Origin of the sequence: Pseudomonas sp. KBN10P06128 (genome assembly GCF_037574945.1) — a bacterium.
Taxonomy (GTDB): Bacteria; Pseudomonadota; Gammaproteobacteria; order Pseudomonadales; family Pseudomonadaceae; genus Pseudomonas; species Pseudomonas aeruginosa.
The window spans coordinates 5,117,093-5,136,072 of sequence record NZ_JBBELR010000001.1 but is presented as its reverse complement, the minus strand read 5'-3'; the positions used below and the strand labels follow the sequence as shown (position 1 = coordinate 5,136,072).

Genomic DNA, 18,980 nt, shown 5'->3' with positions numbered 1-18,980 from the left:
TTATTGACCAGCCCGATTCACCAGGCTTTTTCAATTTCGAAGGGTTGCCCGGGCGCTACCGGTTCGCCCGTCCGCGCGGGAACCGCCCCTCTTCCGCATGCGGGAAAGCGGCCGCCGAGGGTCGTGGCGCATGGAGAGGGGGCGGCAGGTGGTTTTTCTGAAACGAACATTCACGGCGCCGAACGGCGCCGTGGCAGGGGAAATGCCTCAGACCAGGTCCAGGTGAACCTTGTGCTGTGCCATCAGGCGGGCGATGGCGGCGGGCGGCGGGCTGTCGCTGATGACCCGGTTGACCAGCGAGATCGGGCCCAGGCGGACCACCGCGTTGCGCCCGAACTTGCTCGAGTCGGCGGCCAGGAACACTTGCCGCGCGTTGTCGATGATCGCCTGGGATACGCGCACCTCCTGGTAGTCGAAGTCGAGCAGGCTGCCATCCTCGTCGATGCCGCTGATGCCGACCAGGGCGAAGTCGACGCGGAACTGCTGGATGAAGTCCACCGCGGCCTGGCCGACGATGCCGCCGTCGCTGCGTACGGTGCCGCCGGCGACCAGCACTTCGAAGTCTTCCTTGGCGCTGAGGGTGGCGGCCACGTGCAGGTTGTTGGTGATGATCTTCAGGTTACGGTGGTTGAGCAGGGCGCGGGCGATGGCCTCGGTGGTGGTGCCGATGTTGATGAACAGCGAGGCGTTGTCCGGCACCAGGCTGGCCACGGCTTCGGCGATGCGCTGCTTCTCGTCGCGCATCTGGTCGGCGCGCATGGTGTAGGCGGTGTTCTCGATGCTCGAATCGTAGGCCGCACCGCCGTGGTAGCGGCGCAGCAGTCCCTGTTCGGCGAGCTGGTTGATGTCGCGGCGGATGGTCTGCGGGGTGACCGCGAACATCTGCGCCATCTCCTCGATGCTCAGGTAACCGCGCTCGCGGACCTCCTCGATGATGCTTTGCTGTCGGGGGGGCAGGTTCATGGGTTGTTCTCGTGCTGCCGGGCCGGGACCCTGGAAAGTCGCCAAGAATGCCGCACGCGGGGGGCCGTTGTCAGCCGTGCATGAGTCGTAGAGGGCGCCGCGGCGGCACCCGGCCGCCGCGCGCAAACGTTACCCAGGGCATGCCAGAGCGGCGCCGGGGAACACGCCATTCGCCGCATCGCGGCGGACGAATGGCGCCAGTTCGTCACAGTTCGCCGTCGTCCCAGCCGCGAGTGCGCTCCACTGCTTTCTTCCAGCCGGCATAGAGCTTTTCGCGCCGGGGCTCGTCGCACTCCGGCTCGAACACCCGCTCGATCACCGCCTTGCTCTTCAGCTCGTCGAGGCTGCTCCAGAAGCCGCAGGCCAGGCCGGCCAGGTAGGCGGCGCCGAGGGCGGTGGTCTCGCGCATCACCGGACGTTCCACGCGGGTGCCGAGGATGTCGGCCTGGAACTGCATGAGGAAGTTGTTGGCCACCGCCCCGCCGTCGACGCGCAGAGCGCGCAGGCGTTCGCCGGCATCGCGCTGCATGGCGTCGAGCACGTCGCGGGTCTGGTAGGCGATGGACTCCAGGGTGGCGCGGATCAGGTGGTCGGCCTTGACTCCACGGGTCAGGCCGAACACTGCGCCGCGCGCATAGGGGTCCCAATAGGGCGCGCCGAGTCCGGTGAAGGCCGGTACCAGGTAGACGCCGTTGCTGTCCTTGACCTTGGTGGCGAAGTATTCGGAATCGAAGGAGTCGTTGATCACCTTCAGTTCGTCGCGCAACCACTGCACCGTGGAGCCGCCGTTGAACACCGCGCCCTCCAGGGCGTAGCCGACCTCGCCGCGCGGGCCGCAGGCGATGGTGGTGAGCAGGCCATGGGTGGACTTCACCGCCTTGTCGCCGGTGTGCATCAGCAGGAAGCAGCCGGTGCCGTAGGTGTTCTTCGCCTGGCCCGGTTCCACGCACATCTGGCCGAACAGGGCGGCCTGCTGGTCGCCGGCGATCCCGGCGATCGGCAGCTCGCCGCCGCCGACCCCGCCGATCCGGGCGTTGCCGTAGACCTCCGAAGAGTTGCGCACCTCGGGCAGCATCGAGCGGGGAATGTCGAGCACCTCGAGCATCCGTGCGTCCCAGTCGAGGCTGTGGATGTTGAACAGCATGGTCCGCGAGGCATTGGTGTAGTCGGTGACGTGGACCTTGCCTTCGGTGAGCTTCCAGATCAGCCAGGTGTCGATGGTGCCGAACAACAGGTCGCCGTTGCGCGCGCGTTCGCGGGCGCCTTCGACGTTGTCGAGGATCCACTTCAGCTTGGTCCCGGAGAAGTACGGGTCGGTGACCAGCCCGGTGGTTTCGCGGATGTAGTCTTCCAGCCCGTCGCGCTTGAGCTGCGCGCAGATCGCTGCGCTGCGCCGGCACTGCCAGACGATGGCGTTGTGGATCGGCCGACCGCTGTGACGGTCCCAGACCACCGTGGTCTCGCGCTGGTTAGTGATGCCGATGGCGGCCACCTGGTCGTGCTCGATGCTGGCCTGGGCGAGGGCCTCGACCAGGGTCGAACTCTGCGTGGCCCAGATTTCCATCGGATCGTGTTCGACCCAGCCGGCCTGCGGATAGAACTGGGCGAACTCGCGCTGGGCCTGGCTGACCACGTTGGCATCGCGGTCGAAGACGATGGCGCGGGAGCTGGTGGTGCCCTGGTCCAGGGCGACGACGTATTTCTTGTTGTGCTTGTCGGTCATGGCTGTGGCCTTGTGGCTATGGCAGGAAAGAGCGGGCGGTCAGGAAGCGCGAACCTTCTCCGGCTCGGCTTCGGCGGGCGCCGCGGCGCTCGGCAGATGGCGCGCGATCAGTACACGATAGCCGCCGGCGCCGAGGCAGGCACCGAGGATCGGGGCGAAGATCGGCACCAGGAAGTAGGGAATCTCGCGGCCGCCGGTGAAGGCGATGGGCCCCCAGCCGGCCAGGTAGGTCATCAGCTTGGGGCCGAAGTCGCGCGCCGGGTTCATCGCGAAACCGGTCAGCGGGCCCATGGCGCTGCCGATCACGGCGATCAGCAGGCCGATCAGCAGCGGCGCCAACGGACCGCGCGGCAGGCCGTTGCCGTCGTCGGTAAGGGCCATGATCACCGCCATGAGGATGGCGGTGATCACCACTTCGACGAGGAACGCCTGGCCGACCGACAGCGCCGGGTGCGGATAGGTGGAGAACACCGAGGCCAGGGCCAGGCTGTCCTGGCTGCCGCGGACGATGTTCTGCGCCTGTTCGAACTCGATGAACAGGCTGCTGTAGAGGGTGTAGACCAGCGCTGCGGCGCAGAACGCACCGGCCACCTGGGCGGTGATGTAGAACGGCAGCTTGCGCCCCTCGAAGCCGGCGAACAGCCATAGCGCGATGCTCACCGCCGGGTTCAGGTGGGCGCCGGAGACGCCGGCGCTGAGGTAGATCGCCATGCTCACGCCGACCCCCCAGATGATGCTGATTTCCCACAGGCCGAAGCTGGCGCCGGCGACCTTCAGGGCCGCGACGCAACCGGTGCCGAAGAAGATGAGGAGGGCGGTGCCGAGGAACTCGGCCAGGCATTGGCCGAACAGGGACGGGGTCGGGGCGGCGGTGGTCATGGGGCCTCTCTTGTCTGTTCTTGTAATTATGGCGGGCAGCCGTGAAAATTGTTCAGTTTCGAAAAAATATATTCACAAAGGAATGCTGTCAAAGCGCGAAGATGAACGTTTGTCCGAAAAACGACCCTCCGGTTTCGTTTTCGCGGCCAATCGAATATCGCTACCGAGGCACGCGGGCCGCGGCATCGGCGCCCGTGCAGCAGGGGCGGCGATGGCTTAAGGTAGGCGCCGGTTTTCAGCCAACGTTCTTCTCCGGGAGTGACCATGACCCCTGCCATCGACCTGCTGAAAAAGGCCCGCGCCGAGCACAAGGTGCTCAGCTACAGCCACGACCCCAAGGCACCTTCCTATGGCCTGGAGGCCGCGGAAAAGCTCGGTCTGGACCCGCAGCGGGTGTTCAAGACGCTGCTCGCCGCCACGGAGAAGGGCGAGCTGCTGGTGGCGGTGGTACCGGTGATCGGCAGTCTCGACCTGAAGGCCCTGGCCCATGCGGCGGGGGCGAAGAAGGCCGACATGGCCGATCCGCAGGCGGCGCAGCGGGCCACCGGCTACCTGGTGGGCGGGATCAGCCCGCTGGGGCAGAAGAAGCGCCTGCGTACCTTCATCGATGAAAGCGCGCGGCAGTACCCGAGCATCCATGTCAGCGCAGGACGGCGCGGGCTGGAAGTGGAGCTGGCGGCCGAGGTGCTGGCCCAGCTGACCCAGGGTTCGTTCGCCGCCATCGGCCGCGAATGAGCCGCTAATCCCGCCGGCCTAGCGGTCGGCATTCGTCTTACTTTTCAATCTGTCAGGTTTTCCATGTCCCACTATCTCCTCGCCATCGACCAGGGCACCACCAGCTCCCGCGCCATCGTGTTCAGTGCCCAGGGCTTGCCGGTGGCGAGCTGCCAGCAGGAATTCAAGCAGTACTTCCCGAAGGACGGCTGGGTGGAACACGACGGCGAGGAAATCTGGCTGACCACCCTCCAGGTCTGTCGCGACGCGCTCGCCCGCAAGGGCTTGCGCGCGGCCGACATCGCCGCCATCGGCATCACCAACCAGCGCGAGACCACGCTGGTCTGGGACGCCGCCAGCGGCGACCTGATCCACCCGGCCATCGTCTGGCAGGATCGTCGTACCGCCGACTACTGTGCCGAACTCAAGGCCGCCGGCCACGAAGCGAACGTCAGCGCGCGTACCGGGCTGCTGATCGATCCGTATTTCTCCGCCACCAAGCTGCGCTGGATCCTCGACAACGTGCCCGGCGCCCGCCAGCGCGCCGAACGCGGCGAGCTGCGCTTCGGCACCGTCGACTGCTTCCTGCTCTGGCGCCTGACCGGCGGCCGCTCCCATCGCACCGACGCGACCAACGCTTCGCGCACCCTGCTGTTCAACATCCACAGCCAGGACTGGGACGAGGAATTGCTGGCGCTGTTCGAGATCCCGCGCAGCCTGCTGCCGGAGGTACTCGACTGCGCGGCGGAGTTCGGCGTCAGCGAGCCGTCGCTGCTTGGCGCGGCGATCCCGGTGCTGGGCATGGCCGGCGACCAGCAGGCCGCGCTGATCGGCCAGGCCTGCTTCCAGCCGGGCATGGTGAAGAGCACCTACGGCACCGGCTGCTTCATGATCCAGAACACCGGCGAGCAGCCGGTGACCTCGAAGAACCGCCTGCTCACCACGGTCGGCTACCGTCTGGACGGCAAGGTCAGCTACGCGGTGGAGGGCAGCATCTTCGTCGCCGGCGCCGCGGTGCAATGGCTGCGCGACGGCATCAAGCTGATCGACCACGCCCACGAAAGCGAAGCCCTGGCGATCCAGGCCGGCGACTCCAACGGCGTCTACCTGGTGCCGGCCTTCACCGGCCTCGGCGCGCCCTACTGGGACCCGAAGGCGCGCGGCGCGATCTTCGGCCTGACCCGCGACACCGGAATCAAGGAGATCGTCACCGCCGGTCTGCAATCGGTCTGCTACCAGACCCGCGACCTGCTCGAAGCGATGCGCCAGGACGGCACGCCGCCCAGCGCGCTGCGGGTGGACGGCGGGATGGTGGTGAACAACTGGGTGATGCAATTCCTCACCGACATCCTTGGTGTCACCGTGGAGCGCCCGGAAGTCACCGAGACCACCGCCCTCGGCGTGGCCTACATGGCCGGGCTGAAGGCCGGCTTCTATCGCGACCTGGACGACATCGCCAGCCACTGGCACCTGCAGCGCCGCTTCGCCGCACACATGGCCGAGGAGCGCCGCGGCGAACTCTACGCCGGCTGGCAGAACGCGGTGCGACGGGTGCGCAGCGAGGCCTGAGCGGCGTTTCGCGGAAAAAGGCGGCGTTTTTGCCGGCGGCTTCACAACGCCGGCAGGTCGCCGCAAACGCCCGCTCGGGCAATGGGTCGAAGGCAGGGCGAAGTCCCACTGTTACGATCGGAAAAGATCGCACTGTATCGCCCATCCCGGAGCCTGCGGCGGCATGCTGTGGCGATCGTTCCCAGGAGGTCTGCCATGCAGCTCGAGTTCCACCAGGTCGACGCGTTTTCTTCCCGCCCGTTCAGCGGCAATCCCGCCGTGGTCTATCGTCTCGACGCCTGGCTGGCGGACGAGCTGATGCAGATGATCGCGACCGAGCACAACCTCTCCGAGACCGCCTTCGTCGTTCGCGAAGGAGAGGCCTGGCGGATCCGCTGGTTCACCCCGAGCGTCGAGGTGGCGCTCTGCGGCCACGCCACACTGGCTGCGGCCCACGTACTGTTCGAGGTCTACGACGAGCCGGGCGAGCGCCTGGAATTCATCTCGCGCTCCGGTGCGCTGCGGGTCAACCGCGAGGACGAGCGGCTGGTCCTGGATTTCCCCGCGCAGTATCCGAGCGAGGTCGGTAGCACCGTCGAGCTGGAGCAGGCCTTGGGCCTGCCGCCGGTGGACGTGCTGGGCTCCACCGACAAGCTGCTGGTGCTGCTCGAGTCCGAAGAGGCGGTGCGCGCCTGTCGCCCCGACTTCGCGGCCCTGGCGCGGCTGCCCTGGCGTGGAGTGATCGTCACCGCGCGGGGCCTGCAGAAGGATTTCGTCTCGCGCTTCTTCGCCCCGGCGATGGGCGTCGACGAAGACCCGGTCACCGGCTCCGCGCATTGCAGCCTGATTCCCTACTGGGCCCAGCGCTTGAACAAACTGTCGCTGACCGCCCAGCAGTGCTCGGCGCGCGGCGGCGAGCTGTGGTGCCGGTTGGAGGGCGAGCGGGTGAGTATCGCCGGGCATGCAGTGCTGGTGGCGAGCGGAAGGATTCGATTGAGCTGAGGGGCGCTTCAGGAGGGGGGATGACCTCGTGCATGCCAGACTTCCACATACCGAAGCCCTGATCCGTAGAGTGAATAACCGCTTGCGGTTATCCGCCCTACGGATCGGGTTCCTGGCATGCACGAAGTGAGGCTTGCCCTCCAAGTGGTGGGGCGGCAAACCCGCCCCGTCAGGAGGCCGAGCGGAATCGTTGCGGAGGGGGACGAGTGGCAGGATGCCGCGAGAGCCGCCTCGGTCCATGAAGGACCGTGGCGGCGTGCCGCCGGGAGCAACGATGCAGCGAGGGCACCCCAGCCGAGAAGCGGCTGGGGCCGGATGCCGGGGCGAGTCTTTTGGTTCCTTTTGGACGCTTGCAAAAGGCACTCGCCTGGGAAGGCGAAACAAGAGGTCAAGGCAGGCACAGAAAACAGCTTGACCACCAAACATGACGCCCGCTCAAGCGCTAAGCAACGGCGTCCCCCATCACTGTCGTGTAGCTAAGAAGTCGCGAGCGATATAGTCCCGTAGGGCGAATACCGCCACAGGCGGTATCCGCCGATGCCCCGGACAGCCGGCGGATAACCGCAAGCGGTTATTCGCCCTACGGATCGGGCTCCTGGCATGCCCTCCGAGTGGCAGGGCGAGTCTTTTGGACGCTTGCAGAAGGAGCTCGCCTGGAAAGGCGAAACAAGAGGCCAAGGCAAGCACGACAAGCAGCTTGAGCAGCAAACATGAAGCCCGCTCGAACGTCCCGTAGGGCGAATACCGCCACAGGCGGTATCCGCCGATGCCCCGGAGAGCCGGCGGATAACCGCAAGCGGTTATTCGCCCTACGGATCGGGCTCCTGGCATGCCCTCCGAGTGGCAGGGCGAGTCTTTTGGACGCTTGCAGAAGGAACTCGCCTGGAAAGGCGAAACAAGAGGCCAAGGCAGGCACGACAAGCAGCTTGAGCAGCAAACATGAAGCCCGCTCGAACGTCCCGTAGGGCGAATACCGCCATAGGCGGTATCCGCCGATGCCCCGGACAGCCGGCGGATAACCGCAAGCGGTTATTCGCCCTACGGATTGGGCTCCTGGCATGCCCTCCGAGTGGCAGGGCGAGTCTTTTGGGCGCTTGCAAAAGGAACTCGCCTGGAAAGGCGAAACAAGAGGCCAAGGCAAGCACGACAAGCAGATTGACCGGCAACCACGACGCCCGCTCAAGCGCTAAGCAGCAGCTTGCCCCTTACTGCCGTGCAGGCAGCGACGGGAGCTGGGGGCCAGTGCACGCATTCACGGCCCGCCAGGCAGTCCCCGTGCACCCGGTGCCGAAACGCCACCTTCGTGCCCTGAGTCATGGCGAATGCCCCACGGCAAGTCGCTACCCCTCAGTACCCATCCGCCACCGGCGCCAGGTAGAGCCCGCCCGCACCAAGGGCAATGCGCAGGTTGCGGATCTCCCCGGCGCGCAGGGTCAGGGTCTGTCCGGCGAGGATGGTCATGCCGTTCCGGCAGGCGTCGCCAGGACCGTTCGGCGCAAGACGCACGTCCACCGCGCCGGGTTGCAGGTTCAGGGCCAGGCTGGCGCCCGGTTGCAGGTTGCCGACCAGTTCGTCGTGGACGTACAGGCCGACATCGCAGGCAGTGCCGGACTCGACCCGCTCGCGGGAAACGTTCAGCACCGCATAGCCGATCGGCGCCGGGTCGGGTTGCGCCCAGCCGCCGCTGGCCGGTTGCGGGTCCGCGGCGAGCGCCGGGAGGGCGCAGGCCAGGGCAGCGGTATGGAGCAGCGGGCGAAGGATGGGGAACATGGCGGGCCTCGGCGGCGGGGGGCGTAGGGAAAAGCTTGGCCGAAGCCGGGGTCCGGGACAAGTCGGGACGGGCATCCGCGTGCCCGTCCGTCGCTGGGGTCAGGCGCCGCGTTGCGGCAGCATGGCGCGCAGTACGTCGTCCTTCTGCACGCGGTGGTGCCAGATGGCCGCGGCGGCGTGGCCGAGGATCAGCGCGAAAAGCAGGTACTGGACGGTGACGTGGGTGCCGCCGGCGAACGCCTTGAAGGCTTCCGGCAGGTCGAACGGGCCGATCTGCACCAGCCAGAACAGGTCCAGCGGACGCTTGCCGGCGAGCATGCCGGAGAGCGGCATGACGATCAGCACCGCGTACAGCAGGAAATGCCCGGCCTTGGCGGCCGCGCGCTGCCAGTCCGGGTTCCCCTCCAGGGTATCCGGGACACCCTGGACGCGGCGCAGCGCCAGGCGTGTCAGGGTCAGCAGGAGTACCGCCACGCCCAGCGACTTGTGCAGGGTGAAGACGTTGCCCTTGCCGCCGAGCAGGCCGGCGAAGAAGTCGGCGCCGTAGGGCAGGGCGATGATCAGCAGGACCGCGACGGCGCTGAGCCAGTGCAGGGCGATCTGTGACGGGGAATAGCGGCGGATGGACATGGTTCTACCTCGTGAAGAACAAGGTGAACATGTTAACCATGTGCTTTGTAGGGTTTAAGCCTCTTTACTCCGCCTTTACCCGTTCTTGACGCTTTGTCGGTTACCGGATATTTCGAGGATTGACCTTGACACCATGTCAAGGTCGAAAATCGCCCCATCGATGACCAACAGGAGGCAATACCATGCAAGTCTTCAAGGTTCAGGGCATGACCTGCGGCCACTGCGTACGGGCGATCACCCATGCGGTGCAGGCGAAGGATTCGGCGGCGGACGTCCAGGTGGATCTTGGCGCCGGCGAAGTCCGGGTCGCCAGCCGGCTCGACAGCACCCAGGTACTCGAGGCGATTCGCGAGGAGGGCTACGGCGCCGAGCTGGCCTGACCCCAGTCGCGCACCAGGCCACGGAACATCGGCTCCAGCAGGTGTTCCGCGTCCGTATCCGGATCGAACAGGCGCGGATCGCGCAACCAGTCGTTGAACAGGCCCAGGATCAGCGCGTGCAAGGCGCGCGAGGCGATCCTCGGGGTCATGCCCGGATGCAGCCGCACACGGCATTCGTCGCGGGCGAACAACTGCTCGCAGAGTTCGATGAACATCTGCACGAAGGCGTTGTTGCGTTCCTGCGCCTCGCGCAGTTCCTCGGTGAATTCGCAACGTTGCATCAGAATGGTCAGGATGCGGCGCTTCTTCTCCTGCGTCAGCAGCGATTGCACGGCCTCCAGACAGAGGTCGTAGAGCGAGCGCAGCGGGTCGCTGCCATCGCAGCCGGACAGGCGCTCGGTGAGTTGCTCCGGCGGCAGGCGTACCTGGTTGAGCATCTCGTTGAACAGGTGGGCCTTGTTCTGGAAGTGCCAGTAGACGGCGCCACGGGTCACCCCGGCGGCCCTGGCGATCTGTTCCAGGCTGGTATGGGACACGCCCTTTTCCAGGAACAGTTCCTCGGCGGCCAGGAGGATGGCCGTACGGGTTTTTTCAGAATCTTCCTTTGTGCGTCGCATGCTGTGCTGGGTAGTCGAATCGGTCTCGGCAACGGGGCGGGGAGTGTACCGATTTTAGCCGCGCTCGGGCGGACTCGAAGTATTTCGACACCACCTTTGTCTAATGCTGCTCATTCATGAGTCATGGATTCCGCGGATCCATGGTCTCCGGCCACGATCGGCGGGCGTCTTCGGTGTTATGCTGCGCGCTGCTTTTTCGGCGACTCCCCGGCTGTCCGTAGCATCGTCCCGCCAGTACCGGCCTTCAGGCCTGGAGCCGCCCGCCCTCACAGACGATTCAATGATAGGCGTCGTCGTCCCGCTTGCCGGGAGCCGCGCAGGGAAGTGCCTTGCCTGCCGCCGACGCGCCCCGTGCCGAGCGATCCATGAACCTGCGCATCCTGCTGATACTGGGAGCCCTGAGCGCCTTCGGGCCACTGGCCATCGACTTCTACCTGCCGAGCTTCCCGACCCTGGCCAAGGCCTTCGCCACCGACGTCGAGCACGTCCAGCTGAGCCTGGCCGCCTACTTCGCCGGCCTGTCCATCGGCCAGTTGCTCTACGGCCCGGTGGCCGACCGCTATGGCCGGCGCCTGCCGCTGCTGGTGGGGGTGAGTATCTTCACCCTCGCCTCGGCCGCCTGCGCCCTGGCGCCGAGCCTGGAGTGGCTGATCGCCGCGCGCTTCGTCCAGGCTCTTGGCGGCTGCGCCGGGATGGTCATCTCGCGGGCAGTGGTGCGCGACCTGTGCGATCCGATCGGCGCCGCCAAGGCGTTTTCCCAGTTGATGCTGGTGATGGGCCTGGCGCCGATCCTCGCCCCCGTGGCCGGCGGCCTGCTGCTGGACTGGCAGGGCTGGCAGTCGATCTTCGTCTGCCTGACCCTGTTCGCCGCCCTGGCCGGCCTCGGCGTGGCGTTGTGGCTGCCGGAAACCATCCCGGCCGACGGCGAGCGACCGCCGCTGTCCGGCGCGCTGGGGCAGTACCGGCGGCTGTTCGCCGACCGCCTGTTCCTCGCCTATGGCCTTTCCGGCGGGGTGGCGATGGCCGGGATGTTCGCCTACATCGCCGGTTCGCCCTACGTGTTCATCCAGCTCTACGGGATTCCCGCCGAGCACTATGGCTGGCTGTTCGGCAGCAATGCCGCGGGCTTCATCGTCATGGCACAGGTCAACGCGCGGCTGCTGCGCTATCGCGGGCCGGCGTTCTGGCTGCGGCGGATCATCTGGGGCTACCTGGCGTGCGGCCTGGCCCTGCTGGGCATCGCTTCGCTGCAACCGGCCACGCTGTGGCCGCTGCTGGTTCCGCTGTTCGGATGCGTGGCCAGCCTCGGCTGCATCATTCCCAACGCTTCCGCCTGCGCCATGGCCGGACAGGGACAGCACGCCGGCAGCGCCTCGGCGCTGATGGGCAGCCTGCAGTTCAGCGTGGCGGCGGGCGCTTCGGCGCTGGTCGGCGTGCTCCACGACGGCACGGCGATCCCCATGACCCTGGTGATCGCCGTCTGCGGTGCGGTCGCGACCCTGCTCGCCTGGCAGACCGGGCGCCTGGAGCGCCAGGCCGCCTGAGCGCGGATCAGGCCGTTCGCTGCTTCAGTTCGGGCAGCATATGGGGCGCGCGCAGGCGCGCCTCGAGGCGGTCGACGAAACGCCGGGCCTCGCTTTCGCTACGGAAGTTGACGGCCTGCTGGTCGAGGCAGACTTGCCAGCATTGGCCTTTCGGGGTTTGCGACGGGCGGACGAGGATGTTCATGGCGATTCATCCATCGGGGCTGGAAAGGGAGCTTCAGTCTAGTCCTGTCGGCCCGGAAAACACTGACCGGGATCAGTTTGCCGACAACTGGTCGCCGCTTCGTTTACAGCCCCGCCGCAGAGCGCTTCAGGCTCCTCCCTCGCCCTGCCTTACCCGCTGCCGGTAGGCGCTCGGCGACAAACCCATGACCTTGCTGAACAGGCGCGAGAAGTAGTAGCTGTCGTCGTAGCCGACCGCCTGGCCGACCCGGGCCACGCTCTGGTCGCTGCTGTCCAGCAACTGGCAGGCGTACTCGATCTTCAGGTGCAGGAAGTGCTGGATAGGCGTACGGCCGGTGATCGCCTTGTAGCGACTGACGAAATGGAACTTCGACAGGTTGCAGAAGGCCGCCAGGCGTTCCAGTTCGAGGCGCGCATGCAGGTGTTCGCGCATGTAGGCGTGCAGCCCGTCGAGGTCCAGGCTGCCCTCGCGCAGCGGGCGCAGCAGCGGTAGCTGGCAGAGCAGGCTGCGCAGGCGGCTGGCGGCGAGCAGGAAGTGCTGGAAGCGGTAGCCGCTGTGGCGCACCTCCAGCAGTTGCTCGAAGCCGCCGAGCAGGGCGTGTTGCAGGCCCCAATGGCGCAGCGGGGTGTCGCGGTAGCCGGCGCTGTGTTGCAGCCAGGTGGCGCTGTCGCCGCGCAGGTGGGTCCAAAAGATGGTCCAGGGTTGACGGTCGTCGGCGGCGTAGTCGTGGGCCATGCCCGGCGGCAGCCAGAGCAGGTCGCCGCTGCCGACCCGGTATTCGCGCCAGGCCTCGCCCTCGCGCACGCGCAACAGGCCCTGGCCTTCGCTGCAATAGATCAGCAGGTGCTCGTCATGGCGCTCGCGGCTCATGCGGTGGTCGCGGGCGCGCCGGTAGTGGCCCAGGGAGGTGGGGTAGAGGTCGCGGCTGAGCGGGTGGACCGCCAGTTTCTCCAGCAGCGCCGCCGGGATCGGCAAGCGCAGGCTGTCGGCCGGCAGGGGCCAGTCGGAGGTGTGCGACATGTCGGTAGCCGGCTCCGCAATATAGTCCATGAACAACACAATTTAGTCGATCTCGCGACCTTCCGCCCAGTGATAGCTTCTTGGCCAAAGCGAGGTCCGAATCGACCTCGTACCAGTCCGCCACAACAATAAAAGCCGGCCTGGCCGGTGCAGGAGGGTTCATGTCAGTCCCAGTCCGCCACCTCATCGCGGGAGCCTTCGTCGAAGGTCTCGGCGCCCAGCGCATCCCGGTCAGCAATCCCCTCGACAACAGCACCCTGGCGGAGATCGCCTGCGCCAGCGCGGAGCAGATCGAGCAGGCGGTGGCCAGTGCCCGCGAAACCTTCGCCAGCTGGAAGGAAACCCCGGTTTCCGAGCGCGCGCGGGTGATGCTGCGTTACCAGGCGTTGCTCAAGGAACACCACGACGAACTGGCGAAGATCGTCTCCAGCGAGCTGGGCAAGACTTTCGAGGACGCCAAGGGCGACGTCTGGCGCGGTATCGAGGTGGTCGAGCACGCCTGCAACGTGCCCTCGCTGCTGATGGGCGAGACGGTGGAGAACGTCGCCCGCAACATCGACACCTACAGCATCACCCAGCCGCTGGGCGTGTGCGTTGGCATCACCCCGTTCAACTTCCCAGCGATGATCCCGCTGTGGATGTTCCCGCTGGCCATCGCCTGCGGCAACGCCTTCATCCTCAAGCCTTCCGAGCAGGTGCCGCTGACCAGCGTGCGGCTCGCCGAGCTGTTCCTCGAGGCCGGTGCGCCGAAGGGCGTGCTGCAGGTGGTGCATGGCGGCAAGGAACAGGTCGACCAGTTGCTCAAGCACCCGCAGGTGAAGGCGGTGTCCTTCGTCGGCTCGGTCGCCGTCGGCCAGTACGTCTACCACACCGGCACCGCGCACAATAAGCGCGTGCAGAGCTTCGCCGGGGCGAAGAACCACATGGTGATCATGCCCGACGCGGACAAGGCACAGGTCATCAGCAACCTGGTCGGTGCCTCGGTGGGCGCGGCCGGGCAGCGCTGCATGGCGATCTCGGTGGCGGTGCTGGTGGGGGCCGCCCGCGAGTGGATTCCGGAAATCCGCGACGCGCTGGCCAAGGTCCGCCCCGGCCCATGGGACGACAGCGGCGCCAGCTACGGCCCGGTGATCAACCCGCAGGCCAAGGCGCGCATCGAGCGCCTGATCGGCCAGGGCGTGGAGGAGGGCGCGCAACTGCTGCTGGATGGCCGCGGCTACAAGGTCGAGGGATACCCGGACGGCAACTGGGTCGGCCCGACGCTGTTCGCCGGGGTGCGCCCGGACATGGCGATCTACCGCGAAGAGGTGTTCGGCCCGGTGCTCTGCCTGGCCGAGGTCGACAGCCTGGAGCAGGCGATCCGCCTGATCAACGAAAGCCCCTACGGCAACGGCACCTCGATCTTCACCAGCTCCGGCGCCGCGGCGCGGACCTTCCAGCACCACATCGAGGTCGGCCAGGTGGGCATCAACATCCCGATTCCGGTACCGCTGCCGTTCTTCTCCTTCACCGGTTGGAAGGGCTCGTTCTACGGCGACCTGCACGCCTACGGCAAGCAGGGCGTGCGCTTCTACACCGAGACCAAGACCGTGACCGCGCGCTGGTTCGACAGCGATAGCGTGGCCGGGACCAACTTCTCGATCCAGATGCGCTGAAAGGGAGACGGACCGATGACCGACATCGCATTCCTCGGCCTGGGCAACATGGGTGGGCCGATGGCCGCCAACCTGCTCAAGGCCGGCCACCGGGTGAATGTCTTCGACTTGCAGCCCAAGGCCGTGCTGAGCCTGGTCGAGCAGGGCGCGCAGGGCGCCGATAGCGCCTTGCAGTGCTGCGAAGGCGCCGAAGTGGTGATCAGCATGCTGCCGGCCGGGCAGCACGTGGAAAGCCTGTATCTCGGCGACGACGGCCTGCTCGCGCGGGTCGCCGGCAAGCCCCTGCTGATCGACTGCTCGACCATCGCCCCGGAGACCGCGCGCAAGGTCGCCGAGGCCGCCGCGGCGAAGGGCCTGACCCTGCTCGACGCGCCGGTTTCCGGCGGCGTCGGCGGCGCCCGCGCCGGCACCCTGAGCTTCATCGTCGGCGGCCCCGCCGAAGGCTTCGCGCGGGCCCGGCCGATCCTCGAGAACATGGGCCGGAACATCTTCCACGCCGGCGATCACGGCGCCGGTCAGGTGGCGAAGATCTGCAACAACATGCTCCTCGGCATCCTCATGGCCGGCACCGCCGAGGCCCTGGCGCTGGGGGTGAAGAACGGCCTCGATCCGGCGGTGCTGTCCGAGGTGATGAAGCAGAGTTCCGGCGGCAACTGGGCGCTGAACCTCTACAACCCCTGGCCCGGGGTGATGCCGCAGGCGCCGGCGAGCAACGGCTATGCCGGCGGTTTCCAGGTGCGCCTGATGAACAAGGACCTCGGCCTGGCGCTGGCCAACGCCCAGGCGGTGCAGGCCTCGACGCCACTCGGCGCGCTGGCGCGCAACCTGTTCAGCCTGCACGCCCAGGCCGATGCCGAGCACGACGGGCTGGACTTCTCCAGCATCCAGAAGCTCTACCGCGGCAAGGACTGACCCCTACGACCAAAGGTTGATGGCGGGTGCCCGGCGCCCGCCCATACTCCAAGGCTCACTCACTGCTTCATCCCTAATAAGAACAATCAGAGGGCTGGAACATGACGTACCTGCAGCAGCACGCCCGCTCGATCGCCGAGCCGGCCGCGTTCTGGGCCGAACAGGCCCGTTCCCTGGCCTGGTACCAGGCGCCCGCGAATATCCTCGAAAGCCTGCCCGACGGCACCCATCGCTGGTTCGCCGATGGCCGCCTGAACAGCGCCTACCTGGCCCTCGACCGGCAGATCGAGGAGGGGCGCGGCGAACAGACCGCGCTGATCTACGACTCGCCGGTGACCGGCACCCAGGACCGCTACAGCTACCTGCGGCTGCGCGACGAAGTGGCGCGCCTGGCCGGCGCCCTGCGGGCCCTCGGGGTCGGCAAGGGCGACCGGGTGATCATCTACATGCCGATGGTGCCGCAGGCGGCCATGGCGATGCTCGCCTGCGCGCGCCTGGGCGCGGTGCATTCGGTGGTGTTCGGTGGCTTCGCTCCCTACGAACTGGCCCTGCGCATCGACGACGCCACGCCGAAGCTGGTGCTCACCGCTTCCTGCGGGCTGGAGTTCGACCGGGTGATCGAATACAAGCCGCTGGTGGACAAGGCCCTCGAACTGGCGATCCACCAGCCTGCCCACGTCATGGTCTGGCAACGCCCGCAGGCGCTCGCGCGCCTCCACCCGGGCCGCGACCTGGACTGGCAGGACTGCCTCGCCGCCGCCGAGCCGGCCGATCCGCTGCCGGTGGCCAGCGGCGATCCGCTGTACATCATGTACACCTCGGGCACCACCGGTAAGCCCAAGGGCATCGTCCGCGACAACGGTGGCCACGCGGTGGCGGTGCGCTACGCGGTCCGCACTATCTACGGCATGCAGGCCGGCGACGTCTGGTGGGGGATCTCCGACGTCGGCTGGGTGGTCGGCCACTCGCTGATCGTCTACGGCCCGCTGATGTGCGGCTGTACCACGGTGTTCTACGAAGGCAAGCCGGTGCGTACGCCGGACGCCGGCGCCTACTGGCGGGTGATCGAAGAGCACAGGGTGAACAGCCTGTTCTGCGCGCCGACGGCGATCCGCGCGATCCGCAAGGAAGACCCGCATGGCGAACGGGTGAAGCGCTACGACCTAAGTTCGCTGCGCCACCTGTTCCTGGCCGGCGAGAAGCTCGACAGCAGCACCCAGCACTGGCTGGAGGAGCACACCGGGCGGCCGGTCCACGACCACTGGTGGCAGACCGAGACCGGCTGGCCGGTGACCGCGCCCTGCATCGGGATCGCCGGCCACGACCTGCGGGCCGGTTCGACCAACCGCGCGGTGCCCGGCTACCACGTGCAGGTGCTGGACGACGAAGGCCGGCCGCTGGGAGCGAACCGCCAGGGCGCGATCGTCATCGCCCTGCCGTTGCCGCCGGGCTGCGCGCAGACCCTCTGGGGCGACCACCCGCGCTACCTGCAGGCCTACCTGGGCAACTATCCCGGCTACTACCACACCGGCGACGGCGGTTATCTCGACGAGGACGGCTTCGTCTACATAATGGGGCGCACCGACGACGTGATAAACGTTTCCGGGCATCGCCTCTCCACCGGCGAGATGGAGGAACGCGTGGCGCAGCACCAGGCGGTTGCCGAGTGCGCGGTGATCGGCGTGCGGGACGAACTCAAGGGCCACGTGCCGCTGGGCCTGGTGGTGCTCAAGGACGATGCCGGGATCGCCGCCGAGCAACTGCAGCGCGAGCTGGTGGCGCTGGTCCGCGAACAGATCGGCGCGCTGGCCTGCTTCCAGCGGGTGGTGGTGGTCAAGCGGCTGCCGAAGACCCGCTCCGGGAAGATCCTCCGCGCGGTGCTGCGCAAGATCGCCGATGGCGAGGATTACGCGGCGCCATCGACCATCGACGACCCGACGATCCTTGGCGAGATCGAGGCTGCGCTGAGGGTGCGCAAGGCGGGATAGCAAAGGCCAGGGGCACGGCGGTAGGGTGGAAAACGCCGCGCCCCGTGGTCCTGCCGTTCAGAACCCTTCGAGAACGATCTTGCCCTTGGCCCGGCCGCTCTCCAGCAGCGCGTGGGCGCGGCGCAGGTTGGCCGCGTCGATGCGGCCGAAATGCTCGCCGACGGTGGTCTTCAACACGCCTTCGTCGATCAGCCCGGCGACCCGCTCCAGCAGCCGGTGCTGCTCGATCATGTCGTCGGTCTGGAACATCGAGCGGGTGTACATGAACTCCCAGTGCAGCGACAGGCTCTTCTGCTTCAGCTTGCCGATGTCCAGCGACGCCGGGTCGTCGATCAGCGCCAGGCGGCCTTGCGGGCGCAGCGCGGCGACGATCTGTTCGAGGTGCTGGTCGGTGTGGGTCAGGCTGGCGACGTGGCTGACCTCGGCGATGCCGATCCGCTTCAGCTCTTCGGCCAGCGGCTTGCCGTGGTCGATCACATGGTGCGCGCCGAGGTCGCGGACCCAGGCCTGGGTCTCTGCGCGCGAAGCGGTGCCGATCACGTTCAGGCCGGTCAGTTGCCGGGCCAGTTGGACCAGGATCGAACCGACCCCGCCGGCGGCACCGACCACCAGCAGGCTCTGGCCCTGGTCGGCCTTGCCTTCGGCGATCTGCAAGCGCTCGAAGAGCAGTTCCCAGGCAGTGATGGTGGTCAGCGGCAGGGCCGCGGCCTGGGCGAAGTCGAGGCTTTTCGGCAGGTGCCCGGCAATGCGCTCGTCGACCCGATGCAGCTCGCTGTTGCTACCGGGGCGGGTGATGTCCCCGGCGTACCAGACCCGATCGCCAGGACGGAACAGGCTGACCTCGCTGCCGACCGCGCGCACCACGCCCGCCGCGTCCCAGCCCAGCACCTTGGCCTGGCCGGCTTCCGGCTGGGCGCGCTGGCGGACCTTGGTATCCACCGGGTTGACCGAGATGGCGCGGACCTCCACCAGCAGGTCGCGCGGGCCCGGCGTGGGCTCGGGCAGTTCGAGGTCGAGCAGGGCGTCGGGATGGTCGATGGGCAGGGATTGGTAGTAACCGACAGCTTTCATGGGAACTCCGGGAAACGGGCCTCAGGCGAGGCGATAGAGTTGGTCGATCTTCACGTTCTGCAGCAGGGCTTCGTTGCCGCGGCTGAAGCGCAGGAAGTGTTCGGTGTTCTGGTGCCGCTCCAGGGCGGCGTCGTCGCGCCACTGCTCGATCATGTAGAACAGGTGGGAGTCGTGGCGGTCCTGATGCAGGTCGTACTGCAGGCAACCAGCCTCGGCGCGCGACGGGGCGACCAGGGCGCGCAATTCGCGTTCCAGGGCCTCGGCGTAGCCGGGGGCGGCGGTGATGGTGGCGATCAGGGTGAGGGGTGTGCTCATGGTGGGTTCCTTCGATGGGGCGGAGTCAGGATGGGCTATTTCAAATCGCTGAAAAACAGGCTATC

At 67.3% G+C, this 18,980-nt stretch carries 18 protein-coding genes; 8 read left to right on the top strand and 10 right to left on the bottom strand.

What is annotated here, in order from left to right; genetic code table 11:
• Nucleotides 1-207: 207 nt before the first annotated feature.
• From VQ065_RS23990 to glpF, 3 genes are all read right to left on the bottom strand, one after another.
• Nucleotides 208-963: a DeoR/GlpR family transcriptional regulator gene (locus tag VQ065_RS23990; protein WP_003092173.1), complete on the bottom strand. Its 756-nt coding sequence runs from the start codon at nucleotides 961-963 to the stop codon at nucleotides 208-210.
• A 205-nt stretch (nucleotides 964-1,168) separates the two neighbouring features.
• Nucleotides 1,169-2,686 carry a glycerol kinase GlpK gene (glpK, locus tag VQ065_RS23985; protein ID WP_003092168.1) on the bottom strand — a complete coding sequence of 506 codons (1,518 nt, stop codon included), beginning with the start codon at nucleotides 2,684-2,686 and terminating at the stop codon, nucleotides 1,169-1,171.
• Between the two features lie 39 nt (nucleotides 2,687-2,725).
• Entirely contained in the window at nucleotides 2,726-3,565 is an 840-nt protein-coding gene (glpF, locus tag VQ065_RS23980) for a glycerol uptake facilitator protein GlpF (protein WP_003092166.1), read from the bottom strand.
• Nucleotides 3,566-3,829: 264 nt separating this feature from the next.
• Here glpF and ybaK point away from each other — a divergent pair, with 264 nt between their 5' ends.
• The 3 genes from ybaK (at nucleotide 3,830) to VQ065_RS23965 (ending at nucleotide 6,829) form a co-directional block, all read left to right on the top strand.
• On the top strand, nucleotides 3,830-4,300 hold the full coding sequence (ybaK, locus tag VQ065_RS23975; RefSeq protein WP_003092163.1) for a Cys-tRNA(Pro) deacylase: 471 nt from the start codon (nucleotides 3,830-3,832) through the stop codon (nucleotides 4,298-4,300).
• A 63-nt stretch (nucleotides 4,301-4,363) separates the two neighbouring features.
• Nucleotides 4,364-5,848: a glycerol kinase GlpK gene (glpK, locus tag VQ065_RS23970; RefSeq protein WP_003092161.1), complete on the top strand. Its 1,485-nt coding sequence runs from the start codon at nucleotides 4,364-4,366 to the stop codon at nucleotides 5,846-5,848.
• Between the two features lie 195 nt (nucleotides 5,849-6,043).
• Nucleotides 6,044-6,829, top strand: coding sequence for a PhzF family phenazine biosynthesis protein (locus VQ065_RS23965; protein ID WP_003092159.1), 786 nt, complete (start codon nucleotides 6,044-6,046; stop codon nucleotides 6,827-6,829).
• Nucleotides 6,830-8,176: 1,347 nt separating this feature from the next.
• Here the strand turns inward: VQ065_RS23965 and VQ065_RS23960 are convergent.
• Both VQ065_RS23960 and VQ065_RS23955 read right to left on the bottom strand, forming a co-directional pair.
• The gene (locus tag VQ065_RS23960) at nucleotides 8,177-8,599 is read right to left on the bottom strand and encodes a hypothetical protein (RefSeq protein WP_003092157.1); all 423 of its coding nucleotides are present in this window, start codon (nucleotides 8,597-8,599) and stop codon (nucleotides 8,177-8,179) included.
• 99 nt (nucleotides 8,600-8,698) lie between these two features.
• On the bottom strand, nucleotides 8,699-9,229 hold the full coding sequence (locus tag VQ065_RS23955; protein ID WP_003092155.1) for a cytochrome b: 531 nt from the start codon (nucleotides 9,227-9,229) through the stop codon (nucleotides 8,699-8,701).
• Between the two features lie 182 nt (nucleotides 9,230-9,411).
• On the opposite strand from VQ065_RS23955, the gene VQ065_RS23950 reads away from it, so the two are divergent.
• Complete coding sequence (locus VQ065_RS23950; protein ID WP_003092153.1) at nucleotides 9,412-9,609, top strand: heavy-metal-associated domain-containing protein; 198 nt, start codon at nucleotides 9,412-9,414, stop codon at nucleotides 9,607-9,609.
• Here the strand turns inward: VQ065_RS23950 and nalD are convergent.
• On the bottom strand, nucleotides 9,588-10,226 hold the full coding sequence (nalD, locus tag VQ065_RS23945) for an efflux system transcriptional repressor NalD (protein WP_003092152.1): 639 nt from the start codon (nucleotides 10,224-10,226) through the stop codon (nucleotides 9,588-9,590). The two genes, VQ065_RS23950 and nalD, sit on opposite strands and share 22 nt — an antisense overlap.
• 365 nt (nucleotides 10,227-10,591) lie before the next feature.
• Between nalD and VQ065_RS23940 the strand changes: the two genes are divergently transcribed.
• Nucleotides 10,592-11,770: a multidrug effflux MFS transporter gene (locus VQ065_RS23940; protein WP_003092150.1), complete on the top strand. Its 1,179-nt coding sequence runs from the start codon at nucleotides 10,592-10,594 to the stop codon at nucleotides 11,768-11,770.
• Between the two features lie 7 nt (nucleotides 11,771-11,777).
• Here VQ065_RS23940 and VQ065_RS23935 read toward each other — a convergent pair whose 3' ends face one another.
• Both VQ065_RS23935 and mmsR read right to left on the bottom strand, forming a co-directional pair.
• Nucleotides 11,778-11,954 (bottom strand): hypothetical protein, encoded by a 177-nt coding sequence (locus VQ065_RS23935; protein WP_003092147.1) that lies wholly within the window; start codon nucleotides 11,952-11,954, stop codon nucleotides 11,778-11,780.
• A 126-nt stretch (nucleotides 11,955-12,080) separates the two neighbouring features.
• Nucleotides 12,081-13,004: an MmsAB operon transcriptional regulator MmsR gene (gene mmsR / locus VQ065_RS23930; protein ID WP_003122160.1), complete on the bottom strand. Its 924-nt coding sequence runs from the start codon at nucleotides 13,002-13,004 to the stop codon at nucleotides 12,081-12,083.
• Between the two features lie 131 nt (nucleotides 13,005-13,135).
• On the opposite strand from mmsR, the gene mmsA reads away from it, so the two are divergent.
• The 3 genes from mmsA to VQ065_RS23915 all read left to right on the top strand — a co-directional run bounded on the left by mmsA (nucleotide 13,136) and on the right by VQ065_RS23915 (nucleotide 17,529).
• Nucleotides 13,136-14,629: a CoA-acylating methylmalonate-semialdehyde dehydrogenase gene (gene mmsA, locus VQ065_RS23925; RefSeq protein WP_003092142.1), complete on the top strand. Its 1,494-nt coding sequence runs from the start codon at nucleotides 13,136-13,138 to the stop codon at nucleotides 14,627-14,629.
• A gap of 15 nt (nucleotides 14,630-14,644) precedes the next feature.
• Complete coding sequence (gene mmsB, locus VQ065_RS23920; protein WP_009877528.1) at nucleotides 14,645-15,541, top strand: 3-hydroxyisobutyrate dehydrogenase; 897 nt, start codon at nucleotides 14,645-14,647, stop codon at nucleotides 15,539-15,541.
• Between the two features lie 101 nt (nucleotides 15,542-15,642).
• A complete protein-coding gene (locus VQ065_RS23915) occupies nucleotides 15,643-17,529 on the top strand; it encodes a propionyl-CoA synthetase (RefSeq protein ID WP_003092138.1) in 1,887 nt (628 codons plus the stop codon).
• 57 nt (nucleotides 17,530-17,586) lie between these two features.
• Here the strand turns inward: VQ065_RS23915 and VQ065_RS23910 are convergent, their stop codons facing one another.
• Together VQ065_RS23910 and VQ065_RS23905 are read right to left on the bottom strand one after the other, a co-directional pair.
• Entirely contained in the window at nucleotides 17,587-18,600 is a 1,014-nt protein-coding gene (locus VQ065_RS23910) for a zinc-binding alcohol dehydrogenase family protein (RefSeq protein WP_003092136.1), read from the bottom strand.
• Nucleotides 18,601-18,621: 21 nt separating this feature from the next.
• Nucleotides 18,622-18,915 (bottom strand): putative quinol monooxygenase, encoded by a 294-nt coding sequence (locus VQ065_RS23905; protein ID WP_003092135.1) that lies wholly within the window; start codon nucleotides 18,913-18,915, stop codon nucleotides 18,622-18,624.
• Between the last annotated feature and the right edge of the window lie 65 nt (nucleotides 18,916-18,980).